Genomic DNA, 23474 nt, shown 5'->3' with positions numbered 1-23474 from the left:
CGCTAGGCGGACTTGCGGCTGTCGCGCGGATGCACGGCGATGTTCATCGCGCCCGAGCGCAGGACGGCCAGCCTTTCGGCGAGGACCTCCTCCAGCTCCTCACGCGTGCGCCGCTCCATGAGCATGTCCCAGTGCGTACGCGCAGGCTTGCCCTTCTTCTCCTCAGGTCCGTCCCCGTCCACCAGGAGTGCCTGGATTCCGCAGACCTTGCACTCCCACTCCGGCGGAATTTCCGCTTCCACCGAGAAGGGCATCTCAAAACGATGGCCCTTCTCGCATGCGTACTCCACGGCCTGGCGCGGGGCCAGATCGATGCCGCGGTCGGTCTCGTAGCTGGTCACCACGAGGCGCGTGCCGCGAAGAGCTCGCTCACTCATGAATCGTGCCTCCCGGGCTTGTCGCCCACAGGACAGGTGTCGCTGTCGTCGTTATCCGGTCAACGTCCGGTCGGCGGTAAAGATTCCCGTGCCGGGTCATGCGTCGCCCGTCGTGCCGCCCCTTGTTGTACCCACCAGTGCCGGTTTTGTCACATCTGACGGCAGATGTGACCCACTGTCTTCACCAAAGCAGCACGCAGTAACGGTCCGCCTGGCAGGCCAAAGACGTACACTACCGGCCTTTCACTTCCGCGTCTAAATTCGTTCCGGCAGCGGGTTCCCCGCCTCCTCCACCGCGCGCCGCACCGGGACCCGGGCGAGCAGGGCGAAACCGACGACGAAGAAGATCACGAGAGAGATGATGGCATCCCGATAGCTTCCGGTCACCTGATACGCGAGACCGAACACAAGTGGACCCAGCCAGCTCAGTCCCCGGTCGCTCATCTCGTACGCCGAGAAGTACTCCGCCTCCTTGCCGCGCGGCACCAGATGGGAGAAGAGCGAGCGCGACAGGGCCTGGCTGCCGCCCAGGACCAGACCGATCGCGGCCGCCAGGAAGTAGAAGAACACCGGCGCGTCGGCCGGCAGGAAGTACCCCGCCGCCAGGATCAGCGTCCAGACCGCGAGCGAGCCGAGAATCGTCCGCTTGGCGCCGTACGACCGGGCGAGTCGCCCCATGCCCAGGGCGCCCACGACCGCGAGCACCTGGACCAGCAGCACCGCCGTGATCAGGGTCGTCTGGTCGAGGCCCAGCTCCTCCGAGCCGTAGACCGAGGCCTGTGAGATCACCGTCTGCACGCCGTCGTTGTAGACCAGATAGGCGAGCAGGAAGGAGAGCGTCAGCGGATGCCGGCGCATGTCCTTGAGGGTCGCCCGCAGCTGACGCCAGCCGCTGCCGACCGCGCCCGCCCGCTCGTTCCCCGCCGCCCCCTCCGGCCCCGCCGCGTGGATCCGCCGGTCGCGCAGCCGCTTCAGCGGTACGAGGGTGAACGCGCCCCACCACAGACCGGCCGAGGCGAGGCAGATCCGGATCGCCTCGCCCTCGGTGAGGCCGAAGGAGTCGTGCCCCGAGTACAGGACCAGGTTCAGCACCAGGACCAGCGCGCCGGAGGTGTAGCCGAAGGCCCAGCCGCGCGAGGAGACCGCGTCCCGCTCGTCCGGCCCCGCGATCTGCGGCAGATAGGCGTTGTAGAGCATCATCGACACCGCGAGCGAGGCGTTCGCCACGATCAGCAGGAAGGCGCCGAGGAGGTAGCGCTCGCCCTCGAGGAAGAACATCCCCGCCGTGGCCGCCGCCCCCAGGTACGCCGCCGCCGCGAGCAGCGGCTTCTTCCGGCCCGTACGGTCCGCGGCCGCGCCCACCAGCGGCATCGCCAGGACCGCGACCACGAGCGAGGCCGACACGGCGTACGCGAAGAGCGAGCCCGCCCGCACCGGGATCCCCAGCGGGTGCACGAACCCCTCGGCGTCGGAGGCCGCCCGCGCCACCGAGGTCAGATAGGGACCGAGGAAGACGGTCAGCACGCTCGTCGAGTACACCGAGCACGCGAAGTCGTAGAAGTACCAGCCACGCTGCTCGCGCCGCCGTTCGGCGGGATCGGTGGCGTACTCCTCCGGTTCGGTGGTGTCTGCGGTCAAGGCCGAGCCCCCTCGTTCGTCCCCGTGATCCGTCCCGCGCCACCCGGCGGCACGCTCAGACCCACGCCCCCCGCTCGGTCAGCACCGAGCGCAGCGTCTCCAGATGATCGGTCATGATGCCATCCACGCCCAGGTCGAGGAGAGAGTTCATCCGGGCCGGATCGTTCACCGTCCAGACGTGCACCTGGAGCCCGCGCGCGTGCGCCTCCCGTACGAAACGGCGGTCGACCACCGGGATCCCGCCCTGACGCTCCGGGACCTGCGCGGCCACCGCGCCCGCCCGCAGCGCCGCCGGGATGCCGAGCGAGCGCAGCCGCAGCCCGATCACCCCCCGGACGCCGTACGAGGTGGCGAGCCGGGGACCGGCCAGACGCTGCGCCCGCGCCACCCGGGACTCGGTGAAGGAGCCCACGCACACCCGGTCCCAGGCGCCGGTCCTGCGGATCAGGTCCACCAGCGGGGCCAGGGCCGGCTCGGCCTTGAGGTCCACGTTCCAGCGGGCCTCGGGGAACTCCTCCAGGAGGTCGGCGAAGAGCGGCAGCGGCTCCTGACCGGCCACCCGCGCCTCGCGCACCGCCTCCCACGGCAGGTCGCGGATCCGGCCCGAGGCGTCCGTCACCCGGTCCAGGGTCGCGTCGTGGAAGGCGACGAGCGCGCCGTCCGTCGTCGTGTGCACATCGGTCTCGAAGTAGCGGTAGCCCGCCGAGGAGGCCCGGCGGAAGGCGGCCGCGGTGTTCTCCAGGCCGTTCGCGGTGCCGCCACGATGGGCGAACGCGATCGGGGAGGGGTGGTCGAGATAGGGGTGGCGTACGCGAGTCACGGCCGCAGTATGGCCTGTCCCGGTGTCTCCGTGGCGACCTCGGGGAGGACGGACCCGGGCTCGGGGGCGACCTTGCGGCGTACCGGCCCGGGCTCCGGGGCGACCTCGGGGCGTACCGGCCGGGGCTCCGGGGCGGCCTCGGGGTGGACGGCCTCCGGTTCGGGGACGGCGAACCGGCGGAGGAAGAACTGGGCGAGCGGCCCGATCGCCAGCGCGTACAGGACCGTGCCGACGCCCACCGAACCCCCGAGGACGAAGCCGGTCGCGACGACGGCCACCTCGATCGCCGTCCGCACCAGCCGGATCGACCGGCCGGTGAGCCGGTGCAGACCGGTCATGAGGCCGTCGCGCGGGCCGGGGCCGAACCGCGCCGCGATGTACAGACCGGTGGCGACCCCGTTGAGGACGATGCCGAGCGCGAGGAGGGGGACGCGGCCGGTCAGGCCGTGGACGTCCGGGACCAGCGCCAGGGTGCCGTCCATCGCCAGACCGATCGCGAAGACGTTGGAGACGGTGCCAAGGCCCGGCCGCTGCCGGATCGGGATCCACAGGAGCAGCACCATGGCCCCGACGATGATCGACACCACACCGATGGTCAGCCCGGTCTTCTCGGCGAGACCCTGGTGGAGGACGCCCCAGGGCTCCAGGCCGAGGCCGCTGCGCACCAGGAGCGCCGAGCTGACCCCGTACAGCGTCAGTCCGGCGTAGAGCTGGACGAGCCGACGGGTGAGGTGCCGGCCGTGGAGACCGGAGGCGATGGACAAGGGACTGTCTCCCAGGGTGGTCGTGGTGGACTGACTCGTGACACTCTGTGGCGGTGGGCAGGGCGCCAACCATGGCCAATTCGATGAAGGTGGACTGATTTCTGTGGCTCAGTGGACTTCGGCGGTGGGGCCGGCTCAGCTCGCCCGGCAGCTCCAGGCACAGCAGGCCCGGCCCGCCGCGCCCGGCGTCCGCAAGCCGCCCGCCTACCGCGCCCTCGCCGACGGCATCCGCCTGCTCGTCCTGGAGGGCCGCGTCCCCGTCGCCGCCCGGCTGCCCGCCGAGCGGGAGCTCGCCGTCGCCCTGACCGTCAGCCGGACGACGGTGGCCGCGGCCTACGAGGCGCTGCGCGCCGAGGGCTTCCTGGAGTCGCGCCGCGGGGCCGGCAGCTGGACCGCCGTACCGGCCGGGAACCCGCTGCCCGCGCGCGGCCTCGAACCGCTGCCCCCGGAGGCGCTCGGCTCGCTGATCGACCTCGGCTGCGCGGCGCTGCCGGCGCCCGAGCCCTGGCTCACCCGGGGCATCCAGGGCGCTCTGGAGGAGCTGCCCCCGTACGCCCACACGCACGGGGACTACCCGGCCGGGCTGCCCGCGCTGCGGCAGATGCTCGCCGACCGCTACACCGCCCGCGGCATCCCCACCATGCCCGAGCAGATCATGGTGACGACCGGAGCCATGGGCGCCATCGACGCCATCTGCCACCTCTTCGCCGGGCGGGGCGAGCGCATCGCCGTGGAGTCCCCCTCGTACGCCAACATCCTCCAGCTGATGCGGGAGGCCGGCGCCCGGCTCGTGCCCGTCGCCATGTCCGAGGGGCTCGGCAGCTGGGACATGAACCGCTGGCGCCAGGTGCTGCGGGACGCTGCGCCCCGCCTCGCGTACGTCGTCGCCGACTTCCACAACCCGACCGGCGCGCTGGCCGACGAGGACCAGCGGCGGCAGCTCGTGGAGGCGGCCCGCTCGGCCGGCACGGTCCTCGTCGTCGACGAGACGATGACCGAGCTGCACCTCGACGACGATCTGGAGATGCCCCGGCCGGTCTGCGCCTTCGATCCGGCGGGCTCGACGGTCCTGACGGTCGGTTCGGCCAGCAAGGCCTTCTGGGCGGGCATGCGGATCGGCTGGGTCCGGGCCGCGCCCGATGTCATCCGCTCCCTCGTGGCCGCGCGCGCCTACGCCGACCTCGGCACTCCCGTGCTGGAACAGCTCGGTGTGAACTGGCTGATGGGGACCGGCGGCTGGGAGGAGGCCGTGCGCCTCCGGCGCGAGCAGGCGCGCGAGAACCGGGACGCTCTCGTCGCCGCGGTCCGCAGGGAGCTCCCGGAGTGGGAGTTCTCGGTGCCGCGCGGCGGGCTGACGCTCTGGGTCCGCACGGGTGGCCTCTCCGGCTCCCGGCTCGCCGAGGCGGGCGAGCGGGTCGGCGTCCGCGTCCCCTCGGGCCCGCGCTTCGGTGTGGACGGCGCCTTCGAGGGCTTCGTCCGGCTGCCCTTCACGGTCGGCGGCGCGGTCGCCGACGAGGCCGCCGCCCGGCTGGCCGCCGCGGCGCGCCTGGTCGAGTCGGGCGTGGGCGGGGGGATCGAACCGCCGCGCTCGTTCGTCGCGTAGCGCACATGCCGGGAGGCCGGTACGGACCCTGGTCCGTACCGGCCTCCCGGCATGCCCGCCGGACGCTCAGCCCTCGGCCGCGACCGGGGCGTGGAGCGGTGCGGGGCCCGGATCCGCTCCCAGGCGCGGGGCCGGCTCCGGCTCGGGCCGACGGGCAGGGGCCGGCTCCGGCTCGTGTCGGGGCGCGGGGGCCGGGTCGGGTTCGTGGCGCGGCGCGGGGGCCGGGTCGGGGGCCGAGCCCGGGACCGTCACGACCGCCGCGGCCGTCGCCGTGCGGCGCTCCGGGAGCAGCTCCAGGACCGCCTTGCGGTGCGCCTCGCTGGTGGCGTCGTCGTACGGGTCGGGCGTCGCGGGCACCTGGAGCCGCAGGACCGGTCCCGAACCGAGGCGGGCGTAACCGCGGCCCGTGGGCACCTGGGGCGTCGGCGTGGTGTGCGGCGCGGCACCGAGGACGGACTCGATCTGCTCGGGGGCGGCGGGCCCGAGCACGATCCGCGCCCGGGTGTGGGTCCGTACCGTCTCGCTCAGGGTGTCCGTGCTGTCGAACTGCTCGGCCACCACCACCGTGACCTGCGCCGCGCGTCCGTGCCGCAGCGGCACCTGGAGCAGCTCCTGCGGGTCGGGGCGGCCGTCGGCGGCGGCCAGGTGGCCGAGGATGCTCGGCCGGTCGACGAGGATCCACAGCGGCCGCCGGGTGTCCTCCGGCGCGGGGTGGCCCGCCTGCCGGGCGCGGTTGGCGGCGATCAGCCGCCGCTCCGTCTCGTGGGCCGCCCACTCCAGGCTGGCCAGGGACCCGGAGAGCCCGCACTCGACGGCGAGGACCCCGGCCCGGCCGGTCAGGCAGGCGTACTCGCCGGTGCCGCCGCCCTCGATGATCAGCACGTCGCCGTGCGGGAGGGCCTGGAGCGCGATCGAGCGCAGCAGGGAGGTGGTGCCGCTGCCCGGCTGGCCCACGGCCAGCAGGTGCGGCTCGGTGGAGCGGGGGCCGGTGCGCCAGACGACGGCCGGGGCGTCCTCCGTGCCGTCCGCGGCGACCACGGGCACGGTCCGCTGCACGGCGTCGCCGTCGGTGAAGCCGAGCACGGTCTCGCCCGGCACCGTGACGAAGCGCTGGGCGGCGATGGTGGTGGGCAGGGCGGGCAGCACGCTCATGACGAGCCGGTTGCCCTCCTCGTCCCAGTCGAAGAGGTACTCGCGGCCGCGCCCCGACTTGGCGTGCAGCAGCTGCTCGATGCGGGCGCGCGCGGCCGGCTCGCCGTCGGTGAAGTACGGGGGGTACGCGATCCGCAGCCGGGTCGGCCGCCCGTCCTCGTCGAAGGCGTACTCCCCGAAGGCGCCGCTCCAGTCGCCGCCGTGGGCGAAGAGCGGCGCGGGGTCCTCGGGGACGGAGAAGTACGGCACGAGGGCCTCGTACAGGCCCTTGAGCCGCGCGATCTCCGCGTCGTCGGGCCCGGTCTTGACGACCGGGCGTTCGCGCCCCTTCCACGCGGCGGCGCCCATGACCGTGACGAGCGCGAGCAGCGGCCCGTACGGCACGAGGGCGACGACGACGAAGCAGGCCGCGACCAGGAACAGCGTGGGACCGCGTCGTTCCTTGGGGGTCGCGGCCCACCTGGCGCGCGCGGTCGCGGCCAGCTTCCGCAGACCACGGGAGACCGTGATCAGCGGATGGAGCACGTCGGTGGCGCTGTCGGCGGCCGTGCGCGCGATCTCTCGGCTACGAGCGATCTGTGTGCTGCCGCTGCTCAGAATGCGGGGGAGTGGTCGCCGGGCCACGTCGTACTCCTGGAGTCGTGGAAGGGGCTGGTTGAGGGGGCAGGGGAGGGAAACCCCCTCGGGGCGTCAGAACTTGATTCCGCCCAGGAGGCCGGCGAGGCTCTGCCCGCCCGCCGTGATGCTCGGGGCGATGGCGGTGCCCGCGAGGTAGAAGCCGAACAGCGCGCTGACGAGGGCGTGCGAGGCCTTCATCCCGTCCTTCTTGAAGAACAGGAAGCAGATGATGCCGAGCAGGACCACGCCTGAGATGGACAGGATCATTTGGTGTTCTCCTGGTTGAGGGGACAGTCACCATGAGTCCTTCCAGGTTCACAGCAAGTATCTATGTGACTAAAGGTGCAATAGAGTGAAATTCGGGTGATTTCACTTGACCGGCGGAGGGTGGAAGCCCTGTCGGGTGGCGAAAACCCGGCGGTGCGCTAGAGACGGGCCGGGGGCGGACTGCCGTGATCTTTGCCTCGGTGGGGCGCGGTCATGTCACCGAACGGGCAGTACCCTGTCGATTCACTCGTACGGCCGCGCTTGCCGTGCGCAGGTCAACACAGCAGGAGAGAGGCGGTTCCACCTGATGAGCGAGACTCCGGACCCCGAGGTCATCGAGCTGGCGTCCAAGGTCTTCGACCTCGCGCGTACGGGTGACGCCGACGCCTTGGCCGCGTACGTCGACGCCGGTGTCCCCGCGAACCTCACCAACGACAAGGGTGACTCCCTCGTCATGCTCGCCGCCTACCACGGCCACGCGGCCGCGGTCTCGGCCCTCCTGGAGCGCGGTGCCGACGCCGACCGCGCCAACGACCGCGGCCAGACCCCGCTCGCGGGCGCAGTCTTCAAGGGCGAGGACGCCGTGATCCGCGCCCTGCTCGCCGGCGGCGCAAATCCGGAGTCCGGGACTCCGTCCGCCGTGGACACCGCCCGCATGTTCGGCAAGGCCGAACTCCTGGAGCTCTTCGGAGCTCGGTGAACGGGTACTGAACCCCAGGTGAGAGCAGCGTCGTAAATGTGGTCGCGGTGGCGAAATGGGTGGGTCATCATGACGTCGGGCCCGGCGGACCGGGCCACCGACGAGAGGCAGAGGAAGATGGTCACTGGCAAGCACAGGACGACGAGCGGCCCGACATGTTGCCGCACGGCCTAGGCGTACAGAGATGTATCGCCTGACCCGGGTCATCCCGGTCTCCCCCGGTCGTGTCGACAGCTTGATGTGAGGCGTCTTCCATGTTCGAACCAGTCATAGCGCCGAGCGGCACCCTGCTCGGCCTGCTGCAGAGGGGCCGCGGCGACGGCACCCTGCACGCGCTCGCCGCGCCACGCGCCGAGGCCCTCGCGGCCCTCAACCACTGCGTTCTCGACGACCCCCGCCACGACTGGCAGGTCGAGAACCGCTCCCTCTACTACGCCCGTCTCTACCTGGACCTCCACGGAGGTCTCGACGAGATCGAGGCGCACCTCTTCGGCGCCGAGGACCACCTCGACTCCGAGGAGTCCAGGACCGGGCTCGCGCTCGCCGTCCTCGGGCACCTCGCCTCCTACGGACGCCAGGACGCCCTGCTGCTGCTCCGGCGCTACGCGGCGACCGGCACGAACTGGGCCTGGGCCCTGGACGAGCTGGCCCTCCGCGACGACGACGCCGGACTCCGCGGGCTCGCCCTGCCCGTACTGGCCCGCTTCCCGGCCGACCCCGCGGGCGAGGCCGAGCTGGCGAGCGCCGTGCGGGACGCCTTCGAGCCCCGGCCGTGGCGACTGTGGGCCGAGGACCAGCGGGACGCCGTCGGCGCCCGGGTCAGGGCCGCCCAGGAACAGGGCTCCTTCGACCGCTGGCAGCGCCAGATGCGCCCCACCGGGCCCCGCCCCGGCTGGAGCGTGCGGGCCGTCCTCGACTGGGCGCAGGAGGGGTACGAGCGCGGTGCCGTCCTCTACGGCCCCGCCGCCAGGTGCCTGACCGCCGTCGCCGGACCCGAGGACCGCCCCGAGCTCCTCGACGCCGCCCGCAACGGCTCGGAGGGCGCGCGCGGCGCCGCCCTCCACCACCTCGCCGAATCGCGTGACCCCGCCGTCCTCGACCTCGTGGAGGCCGCCGCCGACGGCGACTCCCACGCGGTAGCCGAGGCCGCCGTCGCCGCCTACCGGCGCATGTGCGGCGAGGACGCGGTCGCCCGCGCCCGAGCGTGGGTCCGGCGGACCGACGCCCTCGGTGCCGCCGCCGCGGAGGTGCTCGCCTGCCGCGGCACGGCCCAGGACGCCGGCCTGGTCCTCGGCGCCCTGCGCGGGACCATTCGCTCCGCGGGCCCCGACGCACCCGAGCTCGCGGTCCTCGTCGACGGAGCGGGCCGCCTCGACATCGCCTGCGCCGCCCCCGTGCTCCGGCACGTCTACCGCGAGACGTCCTCCTCCCAGTTGCGCGGCCGCGCGGCCCGCGCGCTCGCCGCCACCGACCCCACCTTCGCGACCGGCTTCGCCGTCGAGTGCCTCTGGGACTGCGAGGAGACCACCCGCGAGGTGGCCGCCCAGCACGCGGAGACCGGGGACGTACGGGTCGCCGAACGCCTCCGCCGCCTCGCCGCCGACCCGGCCGAGGAAGCCGAGGTCCAGACCGCGGTGCGCAATCGGATAGGCCCGGACCTCCAGGTCTGACCCTTGCCAGGCCTGCCCCCTCCTCAGGTCTGACCCTTCCCGTCCCACTGCCCGGACCCCGGGGCGGCGCGGCCTGCGGCGGAGACCCCGCCGATCGTGGCCCCGCCCCGGGCACCGGGTGACGGGCTCTCGGATCCTCAGCGCCCGGTGGCCGTCTCCCGGATTCCCGGGCGCCCGGGTGACCGCCTCCCGGATCCCCGGGCGCCTGGTGGCCGTCTCCCGGATCCCCGGGAGACGGACCGGCGGTCGGGGCGCGGCGGGCCCGGATCCCCGGGAGACGGACCGGCGGTCCGGGGCCGCGGCGAAACGCTCATGGGACGTTCCCCCGCCGTCCAGATCGACGTCGGCGGGTACACGCCAAGCGGGACGACAACACCCGTATGCGTGTCGTCATCGTCACAGAATCCTTCCCTCCCGATGTCAACGGTGTGGCGCACTGCGCCCTCCAGACCGCGCGCCACCTCGTCCGCCGGGGCCACGCCCCGCTCGTCATCGCCCCCGCCGTCGCCGACCAGGCCACGGACGCCGACGCCCCCTGCGCCGTCGTCCGGGTGCCCTCCGTGCCCCTGCCCGGCTACCCCCAGGTACGGGTCGCCCTGCCCAGCCGCCGGGTGGCCGCCGCCATCGCCGCACACCGCGCCGACCTCGTCCACCTCGCCGGCCCCTTCGTCCTCGGGGTACGCGGAATGACGGCCGCCGCCCGGCTCGGCATCCCCGCCGTCGCCGTCTACCAGACCGACCTCGCCGGCTACGCCCGGACGTACGTGGGAACCGGCGAGGGCGCCGCCTGGCGCCGGCTGCGGGCGGTCCACGGCGCCGCCGACCGCACCCTCGCCCCGTCCTCCGCCGCCGTACGCGACCTGGAGGCCCACGGCATCGGCCGCATCCGGCTCTGGGGACGCGGCGTGGACACCGCCCGCTTCCGCCCCGGGCTGCGCGACGACGCCCTGCGCCGCGAGCTCGCCCCCGCCGGTGAGCTCCTCCTCGGCTACGTGGGGCGCCTCGCGCCCGAGAAGCGTGTGGACCTGCTCGCCGGGGTCCGCGGCCTGCCGGGGGTCCGGACCGTGGTCGTCGGCGACGGGCCCAGCGAGCCCGGGCTGCGCGCCGCCCTGCCGGACGCCCGGTTCCTGGGCCGCCGCACCGGCGACGACCTGGCCCGGATCTTCGCCTCCCTCGACGTCTTCGCCCACACCGGCCCGTACGAGACCTTCTGCCAGACCGTTCAGGAGGCCATGGCGAGCGGGGTTCCGGTGATCGCCCCGGCCGCCGGCGGTCCCCTGGACCTGGTCGACCACGGACGCACCGGGATCCTCGTACCGCCCGGCGACCCGGAGGCGCTGCGGGAGGCCGTCGCCTCCCTCGCCGCCGCCCCGGAGGTACGCGCCGCCTACGGTCTCGCCGGTCGGGCCGCGGTCGAGAGCCGCACCTGGGAGGCGCTGGGCGACGAGCTGATAGGCCACTACCGGGAGGTCCTGCGCGACCGGACGGCGGTGGCCGCGTGAACGCCATCCGTACCGCCCCGGGAAGGACCGCGGGCGGCGGGCTCCGGATCGTGCGGCTCGCCAATTTCGTGACCCCCACCTCCGGCGGCCTGCGCACCGCGCTCGACCAGCTGGGCCGCGGCTACCTCGCCGCCGGACACGAACCCGTCCTCGTCGTCCCCGGCGACGTCGCGAGCGACCACCACACCGAGCAGGGCCGGGTGGTGACCCTCCCGGGCCCCGTCCTGCCCGGCACCGGCGGCTACCGGGTCCTCGCCGACCGGAACCGGGTGCGCCGGCTCCTCGACGAGCTCGCCCCCGACCGGATCGAGGTATCGGACCGTACGACCCTGCGGTGGACGGGGGAGTGGGCGCGCCGGGCCCGGGTGCCGTCGGTGATGGTCTCCCACGAGACGGCGGACGGGGTGCTGCGCACCTGGGGCGTCCCGCCGGGGCTCGCGGCCCGCGCGGCGGACCGGCTCAACCGCCGCACGGCCTGGGCCTTCGCCCGGATCGTCTGCACGACGGAGTGGGCGGAGCGCGAGTTCGTCCGGATCGGGGCCCGGAACGTCGTACGGGCTCCGCTCGGCGTGGACCTGGACCGCTGCCGACCCGGCCGCCGCAGCACCGTGCTGCGCGCCCGGTACGCGGACGGGGAACGGGTCCTCCTGGTGCTGTGCTCGCGCCTCTCCGTCGAGAAGCGGCCCGGCACGGCCCTGGACGCCCTCGCGGAGCTGCGGGACGCGGGGGTCCGGGCGGCGCTGGTCGTCGCGGGCGACGGGCCCCTGCGCGGTGCCCTGGAGCGACGGGCACGCGAGCGGCGGCTCCCGGTGCGGTTCCTCGGGCACGTCGCCGACCGGGAGGCCCTGGCGGACCTCCAGGCGGCGGCCGACGTGTGCCTGGCCCCGGGGCCTGCGGAGACCTTCGGCCTCTCCGCCCTGGAGGCCCTCGCCTGCGGGACCCCGGTGGTCGTCAGCGACTCCTCCGCCCTCCCGGAGGTCGTCGGGACCGCGGGCGCCGTGGCCACCGACACCCCCGAGGGCTTCGCGGACGCCGTACGGGGGGTGCTCGCCGCTCCCGAGACCTGCCGCCGCGCGGCGGCACGCGCGCGTGCCGAGGGTTTCGCCTGGGACCGCTCGGTCACCGCCTTCCTCCGGGCCCACGACGCTCTGCCGTCGCCCCGCCCCCGGCCGGCGCTTCCGCCGTTCCCGCCACGGTCCGTCCCGGCCCCTACCGAGGGGGCACGGCGATGACGGGGGAGCCCGCGGGGGCCACCCGTACGGCCTCCCCACTCCCGCCGACGGCTCCACACGGTCACGGTCCTGTCCCTGTTCCCGGTATCGAGCCCGGCCCTGGTCCCGTCTCTGGTTCCGGCCCCGGCACCGTCCCTGGTCCCGGCCCGCTCCGCTTCGTCGTGCTCGGTGACTCGCTCAGCGAGGGCGTCGGCGACCGGGTCGACGGGGCCTGGCGCGGGTGGGCGCCGCTGCTCGCCGAGGGGCTCGCGGCAGACGGCCAGGACACGGTGTTCCTGAACCTCGCCGCCGGCGGGGCCCTGAGCGGGGACGTCGCCGCGGACCAGGCACCCCGGGCCCTCGCCTTCCGGCCCCACCTCGCCTCCGTGGTCGTCGGGGTCAACGACACCCTGCGCCACACCTTCGACATCGGGCTCCTCGCCCACCGCCTCGACCGGGTCCTTACGGACCTCGACGCCCTCGGAGCCGTCCTCCTGACCGCCTGCCTGCCCGATCCCGGCCGGATGCTCGGCCTGCCGCCGCCCCTGGCCCGGCCGCTCGCCCGCCGCCAGCGCTCCGTCAACGCGGTCGTGCACGCCCTCTCCGACCGGTACGACGCGGTCCATCTGCACCTCGCCGACCCCGCCTGGACCGAGGACCGCACCCTGTGGAGCGCCGACCGGCTCCACCCGGGCGAGCGGGGCCACCGTGCCGTCGCCGCGGGATTCCACCGGCTCCTCGCCGCCCGTGGGCTCGCCCACGGCGTCCCGCCCGCCCGGGAGCCCGTACAGCCGCCGCCGACCCGGGTGGAGGCGCTGCTCTGGCTCGCCACCGCGGGCACCGGCTGGGTCCTGCGCCGCAGCCGCGACCTCCTCCCGCAGCTGCTCCTGCTCGCCGGCGCCGAGCTGCGTCACTGGGCCGACGGCACCGGAACCGCACCCCTCGACGCGCGCGCGGATGCCGCCCTCGCCGCCGCGCTCACGGCCACAATGGAGAGATGAACGGGCGCTGGGAGTTCTGGATCGACCGGGGCGGCACCTTCACCGACGTCGTCGGACGTCGGCCCGACGGACGCCTCGTCACCCGCAAGCTGCTCTCGCACGACCCCGCCCGCCGCCAGGACGCCGCCGTCGCCGGAATCCGCGCGCTCCTCGGGCTCGGCCCCGGCGAACCCGTCCCCGCCGACCGGATCGCCGTCGTCAAGATGGGCACCACCGTCGCCACCAACGCCCTCCTGGAGCGGCGCGGCGAACCGACCGTCCTCCTCGTCACCGAGGGCTTCCGGGACGCGCTGCGCATCGCCTACCAGAACCGGCCCCGACTCTTCGACCGGCACATCGTGCTGCCCGAGGCGGTGTACGCGCGCGTGATCGAGGTCCGGGAGCGCGTCGACGCCCACGGGCACGTCGTCCTGCCCCTGGACGAGAGGGCCGTCGCCGAGGAGCTCGCCGCCGCCCGCCGCGAGGGGTTCCGCTCGGCCGCCGTCGTCCTGCTGCACGGCTACCGCCGTCCCGACCACGAGGACCGGGTCGCCGCTGCCGCCCGTGCCGCCGGCTTCACCCAGGTCAGCTGCTCGCACGAGGTCAGCCCGCTCATCAAGCTGATCCCGCGCGGGGACACCACCGTCGTCGACGCCTACCTCTCGCCGATCCTGCGCCGGTACGTGGACGAGGTCGCGCGCGAACTCGCCGGGATCCGCCTCATGTTCATGCAGTCCAACGGCGGGCTGCGGGAGGCGGCCCACTTCCGCGGCAAGGACGCCGTCCTGTCCGGACCCGCCGGCGGCGTCGTCGGCATGGTCCGTACCTCGGCGCAGGCGGGACACGACCGTGTCATCGGCTTCGACATGGGCGGCACCTCCACCGATGTGTCGCACTACGCCGGCACTTTCGAGCGTGAACTCGGTACACAGGTCGCAGGGGTGCGGATGCGGGCGCCGATGATGAGCATCCACACCGTCGCGGCGGGCGGCGGGTCCGTCCTCCACTACGACGGCCGCCGCTACCGCGTGGGCCCCGACTCGGCGGGCGCCGTCCCCGGCCCCGCCTGCTACCGCCGCGGCGGCCCCCTCACGGTCACCGACGCCAACGTCATGCTCGGCCGCGTCCAAGCCGCCCACTTCCCGGCTGTGTTCGGCGAGACCGGTGACCGGCCCCTGGACGCCGAGGTCGTACGGGAGCGGTTCACAGCCCTCGCCGAGAAGACCGGCGGCGGCCGCACCCCGGAGGAGGTCGCCGCGGGTTTCCTGGAGATCGCGGTCCTCAACATGGCCAACGCCGTCAAGAAGATCTCCGTCCAGCGCGGCCACGACGTCACCCGGTACGCCCTCACCAGCTTCGGCGGCGCCGGCGGCCAGCACGCCTGCGCCGTCGCCGACGCCCTGGGCGTCGACACCGTCCTCGTACCCCCGCTGGCCGGAGTGCTCTCCGCGTACGGCATCGGGCTCGCCGACGCCACCGCGATGCGGGAGCGGTCCGTCGAGGCCGAGCTCGACGCCCCCGGCACCCACGCGCGCGTGACGGCGCTCTGTGCCGAACTCGCCGACCGGACCCGAGAGGAGCTGCGCGCCGACGGCCTCCCGGACGCGGCGATCGCCACGCACGCGCGCGTGCTCCTGCGGTACGCGGGGACGGACGCGAGCCTCCAGGTCGAACTCGCCCCCGCCGCATCGATGAAGGCCGCGTTCACAGACGTCCACCGGACGCGGTACGCCTTCACCATGGACAAGCCGCTCGTCGTCGAGGCGGTCTCCGTCGAGGCCGTGGGCCGCGCCGGACCGCACGGCCCGGTCCTCGTCGGCACCGGCACCGGCACCGGCACCGGCACCGATACCGACACCCACACCGGTACCGACGAGCGGACAAGCCCCCTCGCACCCCGGGCCACCGTCCGGATGCACAGCGGCGGAACGCCCCACGACACCCCGCTCCACCGGCGCGAGGACCTCCGCCCCGGCGACACCGTCGACGGCCCCGCGCTCCTCGCCGAGGCCGACGCCACGACCGTCGTCGACACCGGCTGGCGGGCCACCGCGACCGACGGGGGCCACCTCCTCCTCCACCGCGTCACCCCGCGCCCCGCGCGCGTGGCCGCCGGGACGGACGTGGACCCCGTCCTCCTGGAGGTCTTCAACAACCTCTTCATGGCCATCGCCGAGCAGATGGGCGTCCGCCTGGAGAACACCGCCCACTCGGTCAACATCAAGGAACGCCTCGACTTCTCCTGCGCCCTCTTCGACGCCGAGGGCAACCTCATCGCCAACGCGCCCCACATCCCCGTCCACCTCGGCTCCATGGGCGAGTCCATCAAGGAGGTCCTGCGGCGGCGCGGCGACGACCTGCGGCCCGGCGACGTGTACGCGATCAACGACCCGTACCACGGCGGCACCCACCTGCCCGACGTCACCGTCGTGACCCCGGTGTTCGGCGAAGCCGGCGACGGGGACGCCCCAGGGGGCGAGCTCCGCTTCCTGGTCGCCTCCCGCGGCCACCACGCCGAGATCGGCGGCATCACCCCCGGATCCATGCCCGCCTTCAGCCGCACCATCGAGGAGGAGGGCGTCCTCTTCGACAACTGGCTGCTCGTCCGGGACGGGCGCCTCCGGGAGGCCGAGACCCGCGCCCTGCTCACCGGCGCCCGCCACCCCTCCCGCGACCCCGACACCAACCTCGCCGACCTTCGCGCCCAGATCGCCGCCAACGAGAAGGGCATCGAGGAACTGCGCAGGACGGTCGACGAGTTCGGGCTCGATGTCGTACAGGCCTACATGCGGCACGTCCGCGCCAACGCCGAGGAGTCCGTGCGCCGCATCGTCGCGCGCCTCCACGACGGCGCCTACCGCTACGAGACCGACGGCGGCGCGACCATCCGGGTAGCGGTCCGCGTCGACCGCGAACGGCGTTCCGCCGTCATCGACTTCACCGGGACCTCCGCCCAACTGCCCGGGAACGCCAACGCCCCCACGTCCGTTGTCATGGCCGCCGTCCTGTACGTCTTCCGTACCCTCGTCGACGACGACATCCCGCTCAACAGCGGCTGCCTTGAGCCCCTGGAAGTCCGCGTTCCGCCCGGCTCCATGCTCGCGCCCGTCCACCCGGCCGCCACCGTCGCCGGGAACGTCGAGACCTCGCAGGCCGTCACCGGCGCGCTGTACGCGGCCCTCGGCGTCCAGGCCGAGGGCTCCGGCACCATGAACAACCTCACCTTCGGCAACGCGCGCGTGCAGTACTACGAGACGGTCGCCAGCGGCTCCGGCGCGGGGGCCGGCTTCGACGGCGCCGACGCCGTCCAGACCCACATGACCAACTCCCGGCTCACCGACCCCGAGATCCTCGAGTGGCGCCACCCCGTCCGGGTCGACGCCTTCTCGGTACGGGAGGACGGCGGCGGGCGCGGCCGGTGGCACGGCGGCCACGGGGTGGAGCGCCGCATCCGCTTCCTGGAGCCGATGACGGTGGCCCTCCTCACCGGACACCGCAGGGTCCCCCCGTACGGGATGGCCGGCGGCGAGCCGGGCGCCCTCGGCGAGAACCTCGTGGAGCGCGCCGACGGCACCGTCGAGCACCTCGGCGGCGCCGCGACGACCGAGGTCGGCCCCGATGACGTCCTGGTCCTGCGCACCCCCGGCGGCGGTGGCTACGGCCCGCCACCCGCCGCCGAGTGAGGGACCGCGCCCGACAACGTCCGCGAGGGACCGAGGGACCGAGGGACCGAGGGACCGAGGGACCCCTTCAGCGCACCGGCACGAACCGCACCGGCGTTCCCGGCACGGCCTGCGCCGCCGCGCCCAGATCGGCCTCACGGACCACCGCGACCACCGGGTAGCCACCGGTCGTGGGGTGGTCCGCCAGGAAGACCACCGGGCGCCCGTCCGGCGGCACCTGGACCGCGCCCAGGACCATGCCCTCGCTCGCCAGCTCTCCCGGCAGGGCCCGCTCCAGGGCCGGGCCCTCGAGCCGGAGCCCGATGCGGTTGCTCGACGACGACACCCGGTACGCGCGCGTGGCGAGGGTGCGCAGCGCCCCGGCGGTGAACCAGTCGTCGCGGGGACCGAGCCGGACCCGCAGGACCAGTTCGTCCGGCGGCCCCGGCCAGGGGGGAGCGTCGACCGAACCCCGTACGGCCGGGTCCGCTCCCAGCGGCAGCACCGCCCCGTCCACCAGCGGCGCCGGGCCGAGCCCGGACAGCAGGTCGGTGGAGCGGCTGCCGAGAACGGGTTCGACGGCGATCCCGCCGCCGAACGCCACGTACGAGCGCAGCCCGCCGACGGCCGCGCCGACCTCCAGAAGGGACCCGGCCCGCACCCGGACCGCCGTCCCCCAGGCGGCGGGGCGCCCGTCCACCCGGACCGGGCAGGGCGCGCCGCCCACCGCGACGGTGACCGCGCACCGGGGCCGCAGCGCGCACCCGTCGACGGTGGTCTCCAGGACCGCCGCTGCCGCCCCGTCCGGGACGTCGACGTTGCCGACGAGCCGGTTGAGGAGCCGTACGGCCCCGGGATCGAGGGCGCCCGAGCGGGGCACACCGAGGTGCGCGTACCCGGTGCGCCCCAGGTCCTGCACCGTGGTCAGAGCCCCGGCCCTGACCACGGCGACGGCGCGGTCGGTCATCGCCCGCCCTCCGCCGGTCCGCCGTCCACCGTGAACCGGACCCGGGTGCCGGGCGTCAGCAGTGCGGCGGGCTCCCGCCCGGCGTCCCACAGGACCACGTCCGTGGTGCCGATCAGCTGCCAGCCGCCGGGGGAGGAGCGCGGGTACACGCCCGTGTAGGGCCCGGCCAGGGCGACCGACCCTGCCGGGACGACGGTCCGCGGTGTGGCCCGTCGCGGCACCTCGTACCGCTCGCCGAGACCGGTCAGATAGCCGAAGCCCGGCGCGAACCCGCAGAACGCGACCCGGAACTCGGCCGCCGTGTGGACGCGTACCGCCTCCTCGACGGACACCCCCCACACCGCGGCGACCTCGGCGAGATCGGGCCCGTCGTAGCGGACCGGCACCTCCACCACCGCGCCCGCGCGCGCGTGGAGCGGCGCCACCTCCCAGCGCTCCACCTCGGCCGCGAGCCGGACCGGGTCCGCCACCCCGTCGAGCAGCACCGTCCGCGCGGCCGGCACGATCTCCCGCACGGCGGGGAGCGCACCGGCCGCCCGCCGCCGCAGCAGCTCGGCGTGGAACGCCTCGGTCTCCGCGCTTCCGGCCAGCTCCACCAGGAGCCCCCGTTCGCCCACGCGCAGCGCCCGCACGCCGCTCACGCGAAGGCCTCCACCCGGATCCCGGAGGCCTCAAGACCTTCCCGGACCCGGCGGGCGAGGCCCGCGGCGCCCGGGGTGTCCCCGTGCAGGCACAGCGACCGGGCCCGTACGGTGACGGAGCTCCCGCAGTGCGCCGTGACGACCCCGGACCGGGCCATGGACACCGAGCGCTCGACGACCTCGGCCGGATCGCTGACGACGGCCCCCTCCTGCCCGCGGGGGAGCAGGGAGCCGTCCGCCAGGTAGGCCCGGTCGCCGAAGGCCTCGGGGACGGCCGGGAGTCCGGCCTCCGCCGCGGCCTCGTGCAGCCGGGACCCCGGCAGCCCCAGGACGGGCAGCGTCCGGTCGGCGAGCAGCACGCCCTCGACGACCGCCGCCGCCTGCTCCGCGTCCCGGACCACCCGGTTGTAGAGCGCGCCGTGCGGCTTCACGTACGCGACGCGCGAGCCCGCAGCCCGGGCGAAGACCTCCAGGGCGCCGATCTGGTACGCCACTTCGGCGGCCAGCTCCGCCGCAGGGACGTCCATCGAGCGCCGCCCGAACCCGGCCAGGTCCCGGTACGAGACCTGGGCCCCGATCCGTACCCCCCGTTCGGCCGCGAGCTCGCAGACGCGCCGCATGGTCGCCGCGTCCCCGGCGTGGAAGCCGCAGGCGACGTTGGCGCTGGTGACGACGGAGAGCAGTCGCTCGTCGTCGGTCAGCGTCCAGCGGCCGAAGCCCTCGCCGAGGTCGGCGTTGAGGTCGATCGAGGCCCAGGTCATGTGGTGCTCCCCTTCTCACCCGGTCGTGCGGTGGTGCCTGCGGAAACCACGCGCGCGAGACGAACCGTGCGGTGCCGTCAAGCTAGAGGATTGTTCAACAATCCGACAAGACGTGTGTTGTCGCTTCCCCGTTTCTGCGGTTGACTCGCCCGCGGACGACGGAAGGGGAGAGGCGCTGTGGACGTGAGTGAGGCCGGAGGCCTGGCGGACGACCGCGCGCTGCTCGGGCGTACGAGCACGGCGGAACGGGTCGCGGACATCCTGCGCACGCGCGTCGCGGAGGGCTACTTCCCGCCGGGCGTCCGGCTCTCCGAGGAGAGCATCGGCGGCGCGCTCGGTGTGTCCCGCAACACACTCCGCGAAGCCTTCCGGCTCCTCACCCACGAACGCCTGCTCGTCCACGAGCTCAACCGCGGCGTCTTCGTCCGGGTGCTCGCCGTCGGTGACGTGGACGACATCTACCGCACCCGGCGGCTCGTCGAGTGCGCCGTCGTACGGGGCCTCGGGCAGCCGCCGTACGCCGTCGACGGCCTCGTCGCGGCCGTCGCGGAGGGCGAGACGGCGGCCCGCGCGGGTGACTGGACGGGCGTCTCCACGGCCAACATCCACTTCCACCGCGAGCTCGTCGCCCTCGCGGGCAGCGCGCGCACCGACGAGCTGATGCGCGGCGTCCTCGCCGAACTCCGCCTCGCCCTCCACGTCGTGGACGACCCACGCGGCCTGCACGAGCCCTATCTCCTGCGGAACCGGGAGATTCTGGACGCGCTGCGCGCCGGTGAGCGGACCTCGGCGGAACGGCTCCTCGCCCGCTACCTCGACGACTCCCGCACCCGGGTCGCCGCCGCCTACGCCCGGGCCGTCGACGACCCGGCGGGCCCGGCGGCCTGACCCGGAACGCGCCGCGAGGCGGACCCGGAACGAGCCGTGTGACGCCGGTCGCATCTGCGCCGTTTCGACCGTTGTCAGTTCGAGGACCTAATCTGTGCACCGTGACTTCGCCTGCCTCGACGGACCTCGCTCCGCCCCAGCTCAGCGTGGGGCCGCGGCCCGCGCAGGGCCCGGCCGCCGACGAAGGGCTCGCGCGGCGCCTCCGCGCGCTCGCGTGCACCGCCCCGCTGCACGACCTGGACGCCCGCAAGGCGAACCTGGCCGGCGAGTACACGGTCTACGCGATGGCCGAGGTGGCCCTCTCCGCGATCGACCTCGTCACACTGAACATGGACTTCGACACCGGCGCCGACCACGAGCAGATCGTCGCCCGGCTGCTGCCCCGTGTCGCCGCCCAGGCCCCCACCCGCCCCGCCGCCGAGCACGAGCGCGTGGCCCGCTGGGTCCTGGAGAACCTGATCAACGTCGGCAGCGTCGACCGGGGCTTCCGCGCCGTCTACGGCACCTTCGGCACCGACGGGGTCTACGTCCGCAGGGACTACGACTTCAAGCTCATCGAAGAGGTCCCGGGCTACGGCGGCGGCGTCTACCTCCGCACCACCGACGAAGCGGTCAACGTCCTCGTCGGCGCCCTCGACACCGACGTCACCAGCGCCCAGATCGCCGCCGAGGTGAAGCTGGAGGTCCTCATCAGCCGGGGCCGCCTCGCCGACGCCCAGCTCGCCGCCGAGCAGGCGCGGTACCGGACCGTGCAGTACGCCGAGACCCTCCGCAAGACCCTGGAGGCCACCCGGCGGAACGTCCGCGCGGTGGACTGGCTCCAGGCCGTCCCGGACATGATCGACGAGGCGCTCGACCACGTGGCCGACCGCTACCGCCACGAGAACGCGATCCTCACCAACATCCGCAAGGCCCGGGACGAGGCCGAGGACCACGAGCACAAGCGGCGCGCCGCCGAGCTCGTCGACATCGTCAAGGACTGCATCCGGCGCCACACCCAGCTCCAGTCCCGCCTCCTGGAGGCCGGCCCGCTCTTCCGCGCCGAGCAGGACCGGCAGGCCTTCGCCGCCCCCACCGCGTACACCGGCCTCGACCTGTACGGGCAGCTGCTCGCCCCGATCCTGCCGCTCCCCGTCGAGCGGGCCACGACGGTCACCGACGCCTTCTTCGCCCGCGGCACCGGACTGCGCACCCCCGCCTCCGTCCGCCTCGGCGACCTCGTCGACCTGCTCCTCACCCCGCCCGTCGAGCGCGAGCACCTCGGCGCGGAGATGCCCGAGCCGGACCTCATCGCCACCCCCGACGACTCCCGCTTCAGCGAGGAGCAGCTCGCGAGCGCCATGCGCCTGCTCGACCTGGAGCACGACGCCCCGCGCCGCCTCTCCGGTCTGCTGGCCGAGGCCCGCCTCCTCGACGACGACCTGCCCTACCTCGTCGCCCTGCTCGCCGTCCACGCGGCCAGCCCCCCGGTCGGTACGGCCTACCGCCAGGGCGAGGAGCGCCTCCTCTTCGCCGTCGACGACGGCACCCCGCTCCACGACCCCGAATTCGGCGGCGCCGACCTGATCGTGGGTACGGCCCTCCTCGACGCGGCAGGCATGGCCGCCGATCGCTCGGAGACCACGTGACCCTCACGCCCGTCGCCCCCTCGGACCCTTCCTGTACGGACCCTTCCTGTACGGAGGCGCCCGATACGGAGGCATCCGTTACGGCGGCTTCCGACCCCGCCGCGCCGCACGACCCGGTCTTCCCCACGCCCACGCTCCCGGCGCCGACGGCCGGTATGCCCACCGACCTGCCGGAGCAGCGGTCGGAGTCCGACCCTCACCCTGAACCCCAGCCCGAGCTCCAGCCCGAGCCCCGGTTCCAGCCCGAGCCCCAACCGGATCCCGAGCTCCAGCTCCAACCCGAGCCGGAGCCCGAGCCGGAGCCCGAGTCGGATCCGGAACCGGTCCTCCCGGCGGCCCGCCCCGTCCGCCCGGACACCGGACCACGCGTGCGGGCCGTGCTCGTGGACCCGCCGGCCGGTGCGCGTCCCGAGCTCGGGGCCGTGCCGCCGAAGGGGCCGGATACCCGGCCCCGACTCGGTGCCGTACCCCCGGTGGAGCCGTCCCGCTCGGACGCCGCGGCCCGGCGCAGGAGCGTCCCGACCGTGCGCGCCGTGCGGCTGACGGCCGAACCGGCCGGACCGACGCGCCGCCCCGCCCCCGCCCCGGCGGCCGTCACCCCCGTCCCACTGCCACTGCCCCTGCCCCGAACCGTCACCCGCGACGAACCGACCGAGAGCCGTACCGAGGAGCCCCAGCCGTGAGCGAAACCCACGCCGAGTACGCCGACGCGTGGAGCGAGCAGGAGCCCCCGCACCCCCAGGCCGGCCCCGCACCCGCCCCCACCTTCGCCGCCCCCTCCTCGCCGTCCTCCGTCACCCCCGCCGACGCGGCCGACGCGGCCCGGCTCGTCTCCTTCGGGCTCCAGCCCAAGCTGCTCCCGGCCCGCGACGCCGAGTACACCGAGCTGCTCCGCCGGTACCGGGAGGACCCCGCCTTCGCGCGGCTCGCCGACGCCGTCGCCACCGGCCTCGGCCTCGTCGTCCTGGAGGTCTCCCCGCGCGCCGGGATGGCCGTCACCGCCGGCGAGGACTCCGTCTTCGCCGTCCGCATGGGCGACTACGCCCGCCGCGCCGCCACGGACTCCGCGGACCGGTTCCTGCACGGCCTGGCCCACCTCGCCGTCGCCGCCATGGCCTTCCCCCGCCCCGAGGACCTCGCCGACGACGGCTACATCGGCCGCCTCACCGTCAACGGCGTCGACGCCTTCGTGCGCCAGGCCTGTCTGCGCCTGGAGCAGCGGGCCGAGGAGCAGGGCGAGAACACCGACCCGGCGTCCGACGCCCCCGGCCTGGAGGCCGCCTGGCGGATCTACGCCCGCCGCAGCGCCACCGGTGCCACCAAGGACGCCCGCCGCCTCGCCGGATCCACCACCGGCATCGTCGGCAAGGCCGCCGCCTTCCTCACCGAGTCGGGCTTCCTCCAGCGCACCGGCGACGAGGGCGGCGGTTCCTACCGCACCACCGCCCGCTACCAGCTCCAGGTCCGTGACATGGCCGGTTCCGCCGCCATGGCCGAGCTCCTCGAACTCGGTGTCGTGCCCGTCAGCGACGGCTCGGCGACCCTCCTCCCGCCGCCCGAGGGCGACGACCTGGAACTCGCCGCCGACGCCGGCCTCCCCTTCCACGCGTAGCGCCGCCGCCCCG

Annotated in this window: 20 protein-coding genes; 11 read left to right on the top strand and 9 right to left on the bottom strand. The window is 74.6% G+C overall.

Annotated features, from left to right (window positions below):
• Positions 1 to 2 precede the first annotated feature (2 nt).
• The 4 genes from OG361_RS06770 to OG361_RS06755 form a co-directional block, all read right to left on the bottom strand.
• The gene (locus OG361_RS06770) at positions 3 to 377 is read right to left on the bottom strand and encodes an RNA polymerase-binding protein RbpA (RefSeq protein ID WP_015032218.1); all 375 of its coding nucleotides are present in this window, start codon (positions 375 to 377) and stop codon (positions 3 to 5) included.
• Positions 378 to 632: 255 nt separating this feature from the next.
• Positions 633 to 2015 carry an MFS transporter gene (locus tag OG361_RS06765; RefSeq protein ID WP_405852409.1) on the bottom strand — a complete coding sequence of 461 codons (1383 nt, stop codon included), beginning with the start codon at positions 2013 to 2015 and terminating at the stop codon, positions 633 to 635.
• 55 nt (positions 2016 to 2070) lie between these two features.
• Complete coding sequence (locus OG361_RS06760; RefSeq protein WP_405852408.1) at positions 2071 to 2835, bottom strand: glycerophosphodiester phosphodiesterase; 765 nt, start codon at positions 2833 to 2835, stop codon at positions 2071 to 2073.
• Positions 2832 to 3599: a hypothetical protein gene (locus tag OG361_RS06755; protein WP_405852406.1), complete on the bottom strand. Its 768-nt coding sequence runs from the start codon at positions 3597 to 3599 to the stop codon at positions 2832 to 2834. Before OG361_RS06755 ends, OG361_RS06760 begins: the two co-directional genes overlap by 4 nt.
• 103 nt (positions 3600 to 3702) lie before the next feature.
• On the opposite strand from OG361_RS06755, the gene OG361_RS06750 reads away from it, so the two are divergent.
• Positions 3703 to 5202: a PLP-dependent aminotransferase family protein gene (locus tag OG361_RS06750; RefSeq protein WP_384570688.1), complete on the top strand. Its 1500-nt coding sequence runs from the start codon at positions 3703 to 3705 to the stop codon at positions 5200 to 5202.
• 66 nt (positions 5203 to 5268) lie between these two features.
• Here the strand turns inward: OG361_RS06750 and OG361_RS06745 are convergent, their stop codons facing one another.
• Positions 5269 to 6978, bottom strand: coding sequence for a hypothetical protein (locus OG361_RS06745; RefSeq protein WP_405852405.1), 1710 nt, complete (start codon positions 6976 to 6978; stop codon positions 5269 to 5271).
• A gap of 66 nt (positions 6979 to 7044) precedes the next feature.
• A complete protein-coding gene (locus OG361_RS06740; RefSeq protein WP_015032212.1) occupies positions 7045 to 7239 on the bottom strand; it encodes a hypothetical protein in 195 nt (64 codons plus the stop codon).
• 307 nt (positions 7240 to 7546) lie between these two features.
• On the opposite strand from OG361_RS06740, the gene OG361_RS06735 reads away from it, so the two are divergent.
• The 6 genes from OG361_RS06735 to OG361_RS06710 all read left to right on the top strand — a co-directional run bounded on the left by OG361_RS06735 (position 7547) and on the right by OG361_RS06710 (position 16985).
• The gene (locus tag OG361_RS06735) at positions 7547 to 7939 is read left to right on the top strand and encodes an ankyrin repeat domain-containing protein (protein ID WP_405852404.1); all 393 of its coding nucleotides are present in this window, start codon (positions 7547 to 7549) and stop codon (positions 7937 to 7939) included.
• 254 nt (positions 7940 to 8193) lie between these two features.
• Complete coding sequence (locus OG361_RS06730; RefSeq protein WP_405852403.1) at positions 8194 to 9609, top strand: HEAT repeat domain-containing protein; 1416 nt, start codon at positions 8194 to 8196, stop codon at positions 9607 to 9609.
• A gap of 380 nt (positions 9610 to 9989) precedes the next feature.
• Positions 9990 to 11111, top strand: a complete 1122-nt coding sequence (locus OG361_RS06725) for a glycosyltransferase family 4 protein (protein WP_405852401.1) — start codon at positions 9990 to 9992, stop codon at positions 11109 to 11111.
• Positions 11108 to 12343, top strand: a complete 1236-nt coding sequence (locus tag OG361_RS06720; protein ID WP_405852400.1) for a glycosyltransferase — start codon at positions 11108 to 11110, stop codon at positions 12341 to 12343. The genes OG361_RS06725 and OG361_RS06720 overlap by 4 nt, the downstream gene beginning before the upstream one ends.
• Positions 12344 to 12504: 161 nt before the next feature.
• A complete protein-coding gene (locus tag OG361_RS06715) occupies positions 12505 to 13323 on the top strand; it encodes an SGNH/GDSL hydrolase family protein (RefSeq protein ID WP_405852399.1) in 819 nt (272 codons plus the stop codon).
• Positions 13320 to 16985 carry a hydantoinase B/oxoprolinase family protein gene (locus tag OG361_RS06710; RefSeq protein ID WP_405852398.1) on the top strand — a complete coding sequence of 1222 codons (3666 nt, stop codon included), beginning with the start codon at positions 13320 to 13322 and terminating at the stop codon, positions 16983 to 16985. The genes OG361_RS06715 and OG361_RS06710 overlap by 4 nt, the downstream gene beginning before the upstream one ends.
• A 67-nt stretch (positions 16986 to 17052) precedes the next feature.
• Here the strand turns inward: OG361_RS06710 and OG361_RS06705 are convergent, their stop codons facing one another.
• Genes OG361_RS06705 through OG361_RS06695 form a run of 3 tightly spaced genes read right to left on the bottom strand, consistent with a single transcriptional unit; the run spans position 17053 to position 19333 of the window.
• Positions 17053 to 17931 (bottom strand): biotin-dependent carboxyltransferase family protein, encoded by an 879-nt coding sequence (locus OG361_RS06705; protein WP_405852397.1) that lies wholly within the window; start codon positions 17929 to 17931, stop codon positions 17053 to 17055.
• Positions 17928 to 18563, bottom strand: a complete 636-nt coding sequence (pxpB, locus tag OG361_RS06700; protein ID WP_405862114.1) for a 5-oxoprolinase subunit PxpB — start codon at positions 18561 to 18563, stop codon at positions 17928 to 17930. Before pxpB ends, OG361_RS06705 begins: the two co-directional genes overlap by 4 nt.
• A 5-nt stretch (positions 18564 to 18568) precedes the next feature.
• Positions 18569 to 19333: a LamB/YcsF family protein gene (locus OG361_RS06695; RefSeq protein ID WP_405852396.1), complete on the bottom strand. Its 765-nt coding sequence runs from the start codon at positions 19331 to 19333 to the stop codon at positions 18569 to 18571.
• 177 nt (positions 19334 to 19510) lie between these two features.
• Between OG361_RS06695 and OG361_RS06690 the strand changes: the two genes are divergently transcribed.
• The 4 genes from OG361_RS06690 (at position 19511) to OG361_RS06675 (ending at position 23461) form a co-directional block, all read left to right on the top strand.
• Positions 19511 to 20221 (top strand): GntR family transcriptional regulator, encoded by a 711-nt coding sequence (locus OG361_RS06690; RefSeq protein ID WP_405852395.1) that lies wholly within the window; start codon positions 19511 to 19513, stop codon positions 20219 to 20221.
• 101 nt (positions 20222 to 20322) lie between these two features.
• Complete coding sequence (locus OG361_RS06685; RefSeq protein ID WP_405852394.1) at positions 20323 to 21849, top strand: hypothetical protein; 1527 nt, start codon at positions 20323 to 20325, stop codon at positions 21847 to 21849.
• Positions 21846 to 22532 carry a hypothetical protein gene (locus OG361_RS06680; protein WP_405852393.1) on the top strand — a complete coding sequence of 229 codons (687 nt, stop codon included), beginning with the start codon at positions 21846 to 21848 and terminating at the stop codon, positions 22530 to 22532. Before OG361_RS06685 ends, OG361_RS06680 begins: the two co-directional genes overlap by 4 nt.
• Complete coding sequence (locus OG361_RS06675) at positions 22529 to 23461, top strand: hypothetical protein (RefSeq protein ID WP_405852391.1); 933 nt, start codon at positions 22529 to 22531, stop codon at positions 23459 to 23461. The genes OG361_RS06680 and OG361_RS06675 overlap by 4 nt, the downstream gene beginning before the upstream one ends.
• Positions 23462 to 23474: the final 13 nt, after the last annotated feature.

This window comes from Streptomyces sp. NBC_00090, assembly GCF_045160815.1.
Taxonomy (GTDB): domain Bacteria; phylum Actinomycetota; class Actinomycetes; order Streptomycetales; family Streptomycetaceae; genus Streptomyces.
This window is presented reverse-complemented; position numbering and strand designations above follow the sequence as displayed.

Bases quoted from the DNA above. Each gene is read 5' to 3' on its own strand.
- OG361_RS06770 (WP_015032218.1), bottom strand. From the start codon at position 377: ATGAGTGAGCGAGCTCTTCGCGGCACGCGCCTCGTGGTGACCAGCTAC.
- OG361_RS06740 (WP_015032212.1), bottom strand. From the start codon at position 7,239: ATGATCCTGTCCATCTCAGGCGTGGTCCTGCTCGGCATCATCTGCTTC.
- OG361_RS06735 (WP_405852404.1), top strand. From the start codon at position 7,547: ATGAGCGAGACTCCGGACCCCGAGGTCATCGAGCTGGCGTCCAAGGTC.
- OG361_RS06730 (WP_405852403.1), top strand. From the start codon at position 8,194: ATGTTCGAACCAGTCATAGCGCCGAGCGGCACCCTGCTCGGCCTGCTG.
- OG361_RS06725 (WP_405852401.1), top strand. From the start codon at position 9,990: ATGCGTGTCGTCATCGTCACAGAATCCTTCCCTCCCGATGTCAACGGT.
- OG361_RS06710 (WP_405852398.1), top strand. From the start codon at position 13,320: ATGAACGGGCGCTGGGAGTTCTGGATCGACCGGGGCGGCACCTTCACC.
- OG361_RS06705 (WP_405852397.1), bottom strand. From the start codon at position 17,931: ATGACCGACCGCGCCGTCGCCGTGGTCAGGGCCGGGGCTCTGACCACG.
- OG361_RS06695 (WP_405852396.1), bottom strand. From the start codon at position 19,333: ATGACCTGGGCCTCGATCGACCTCAACGCCGACCTCGGCGAGGGCTTC.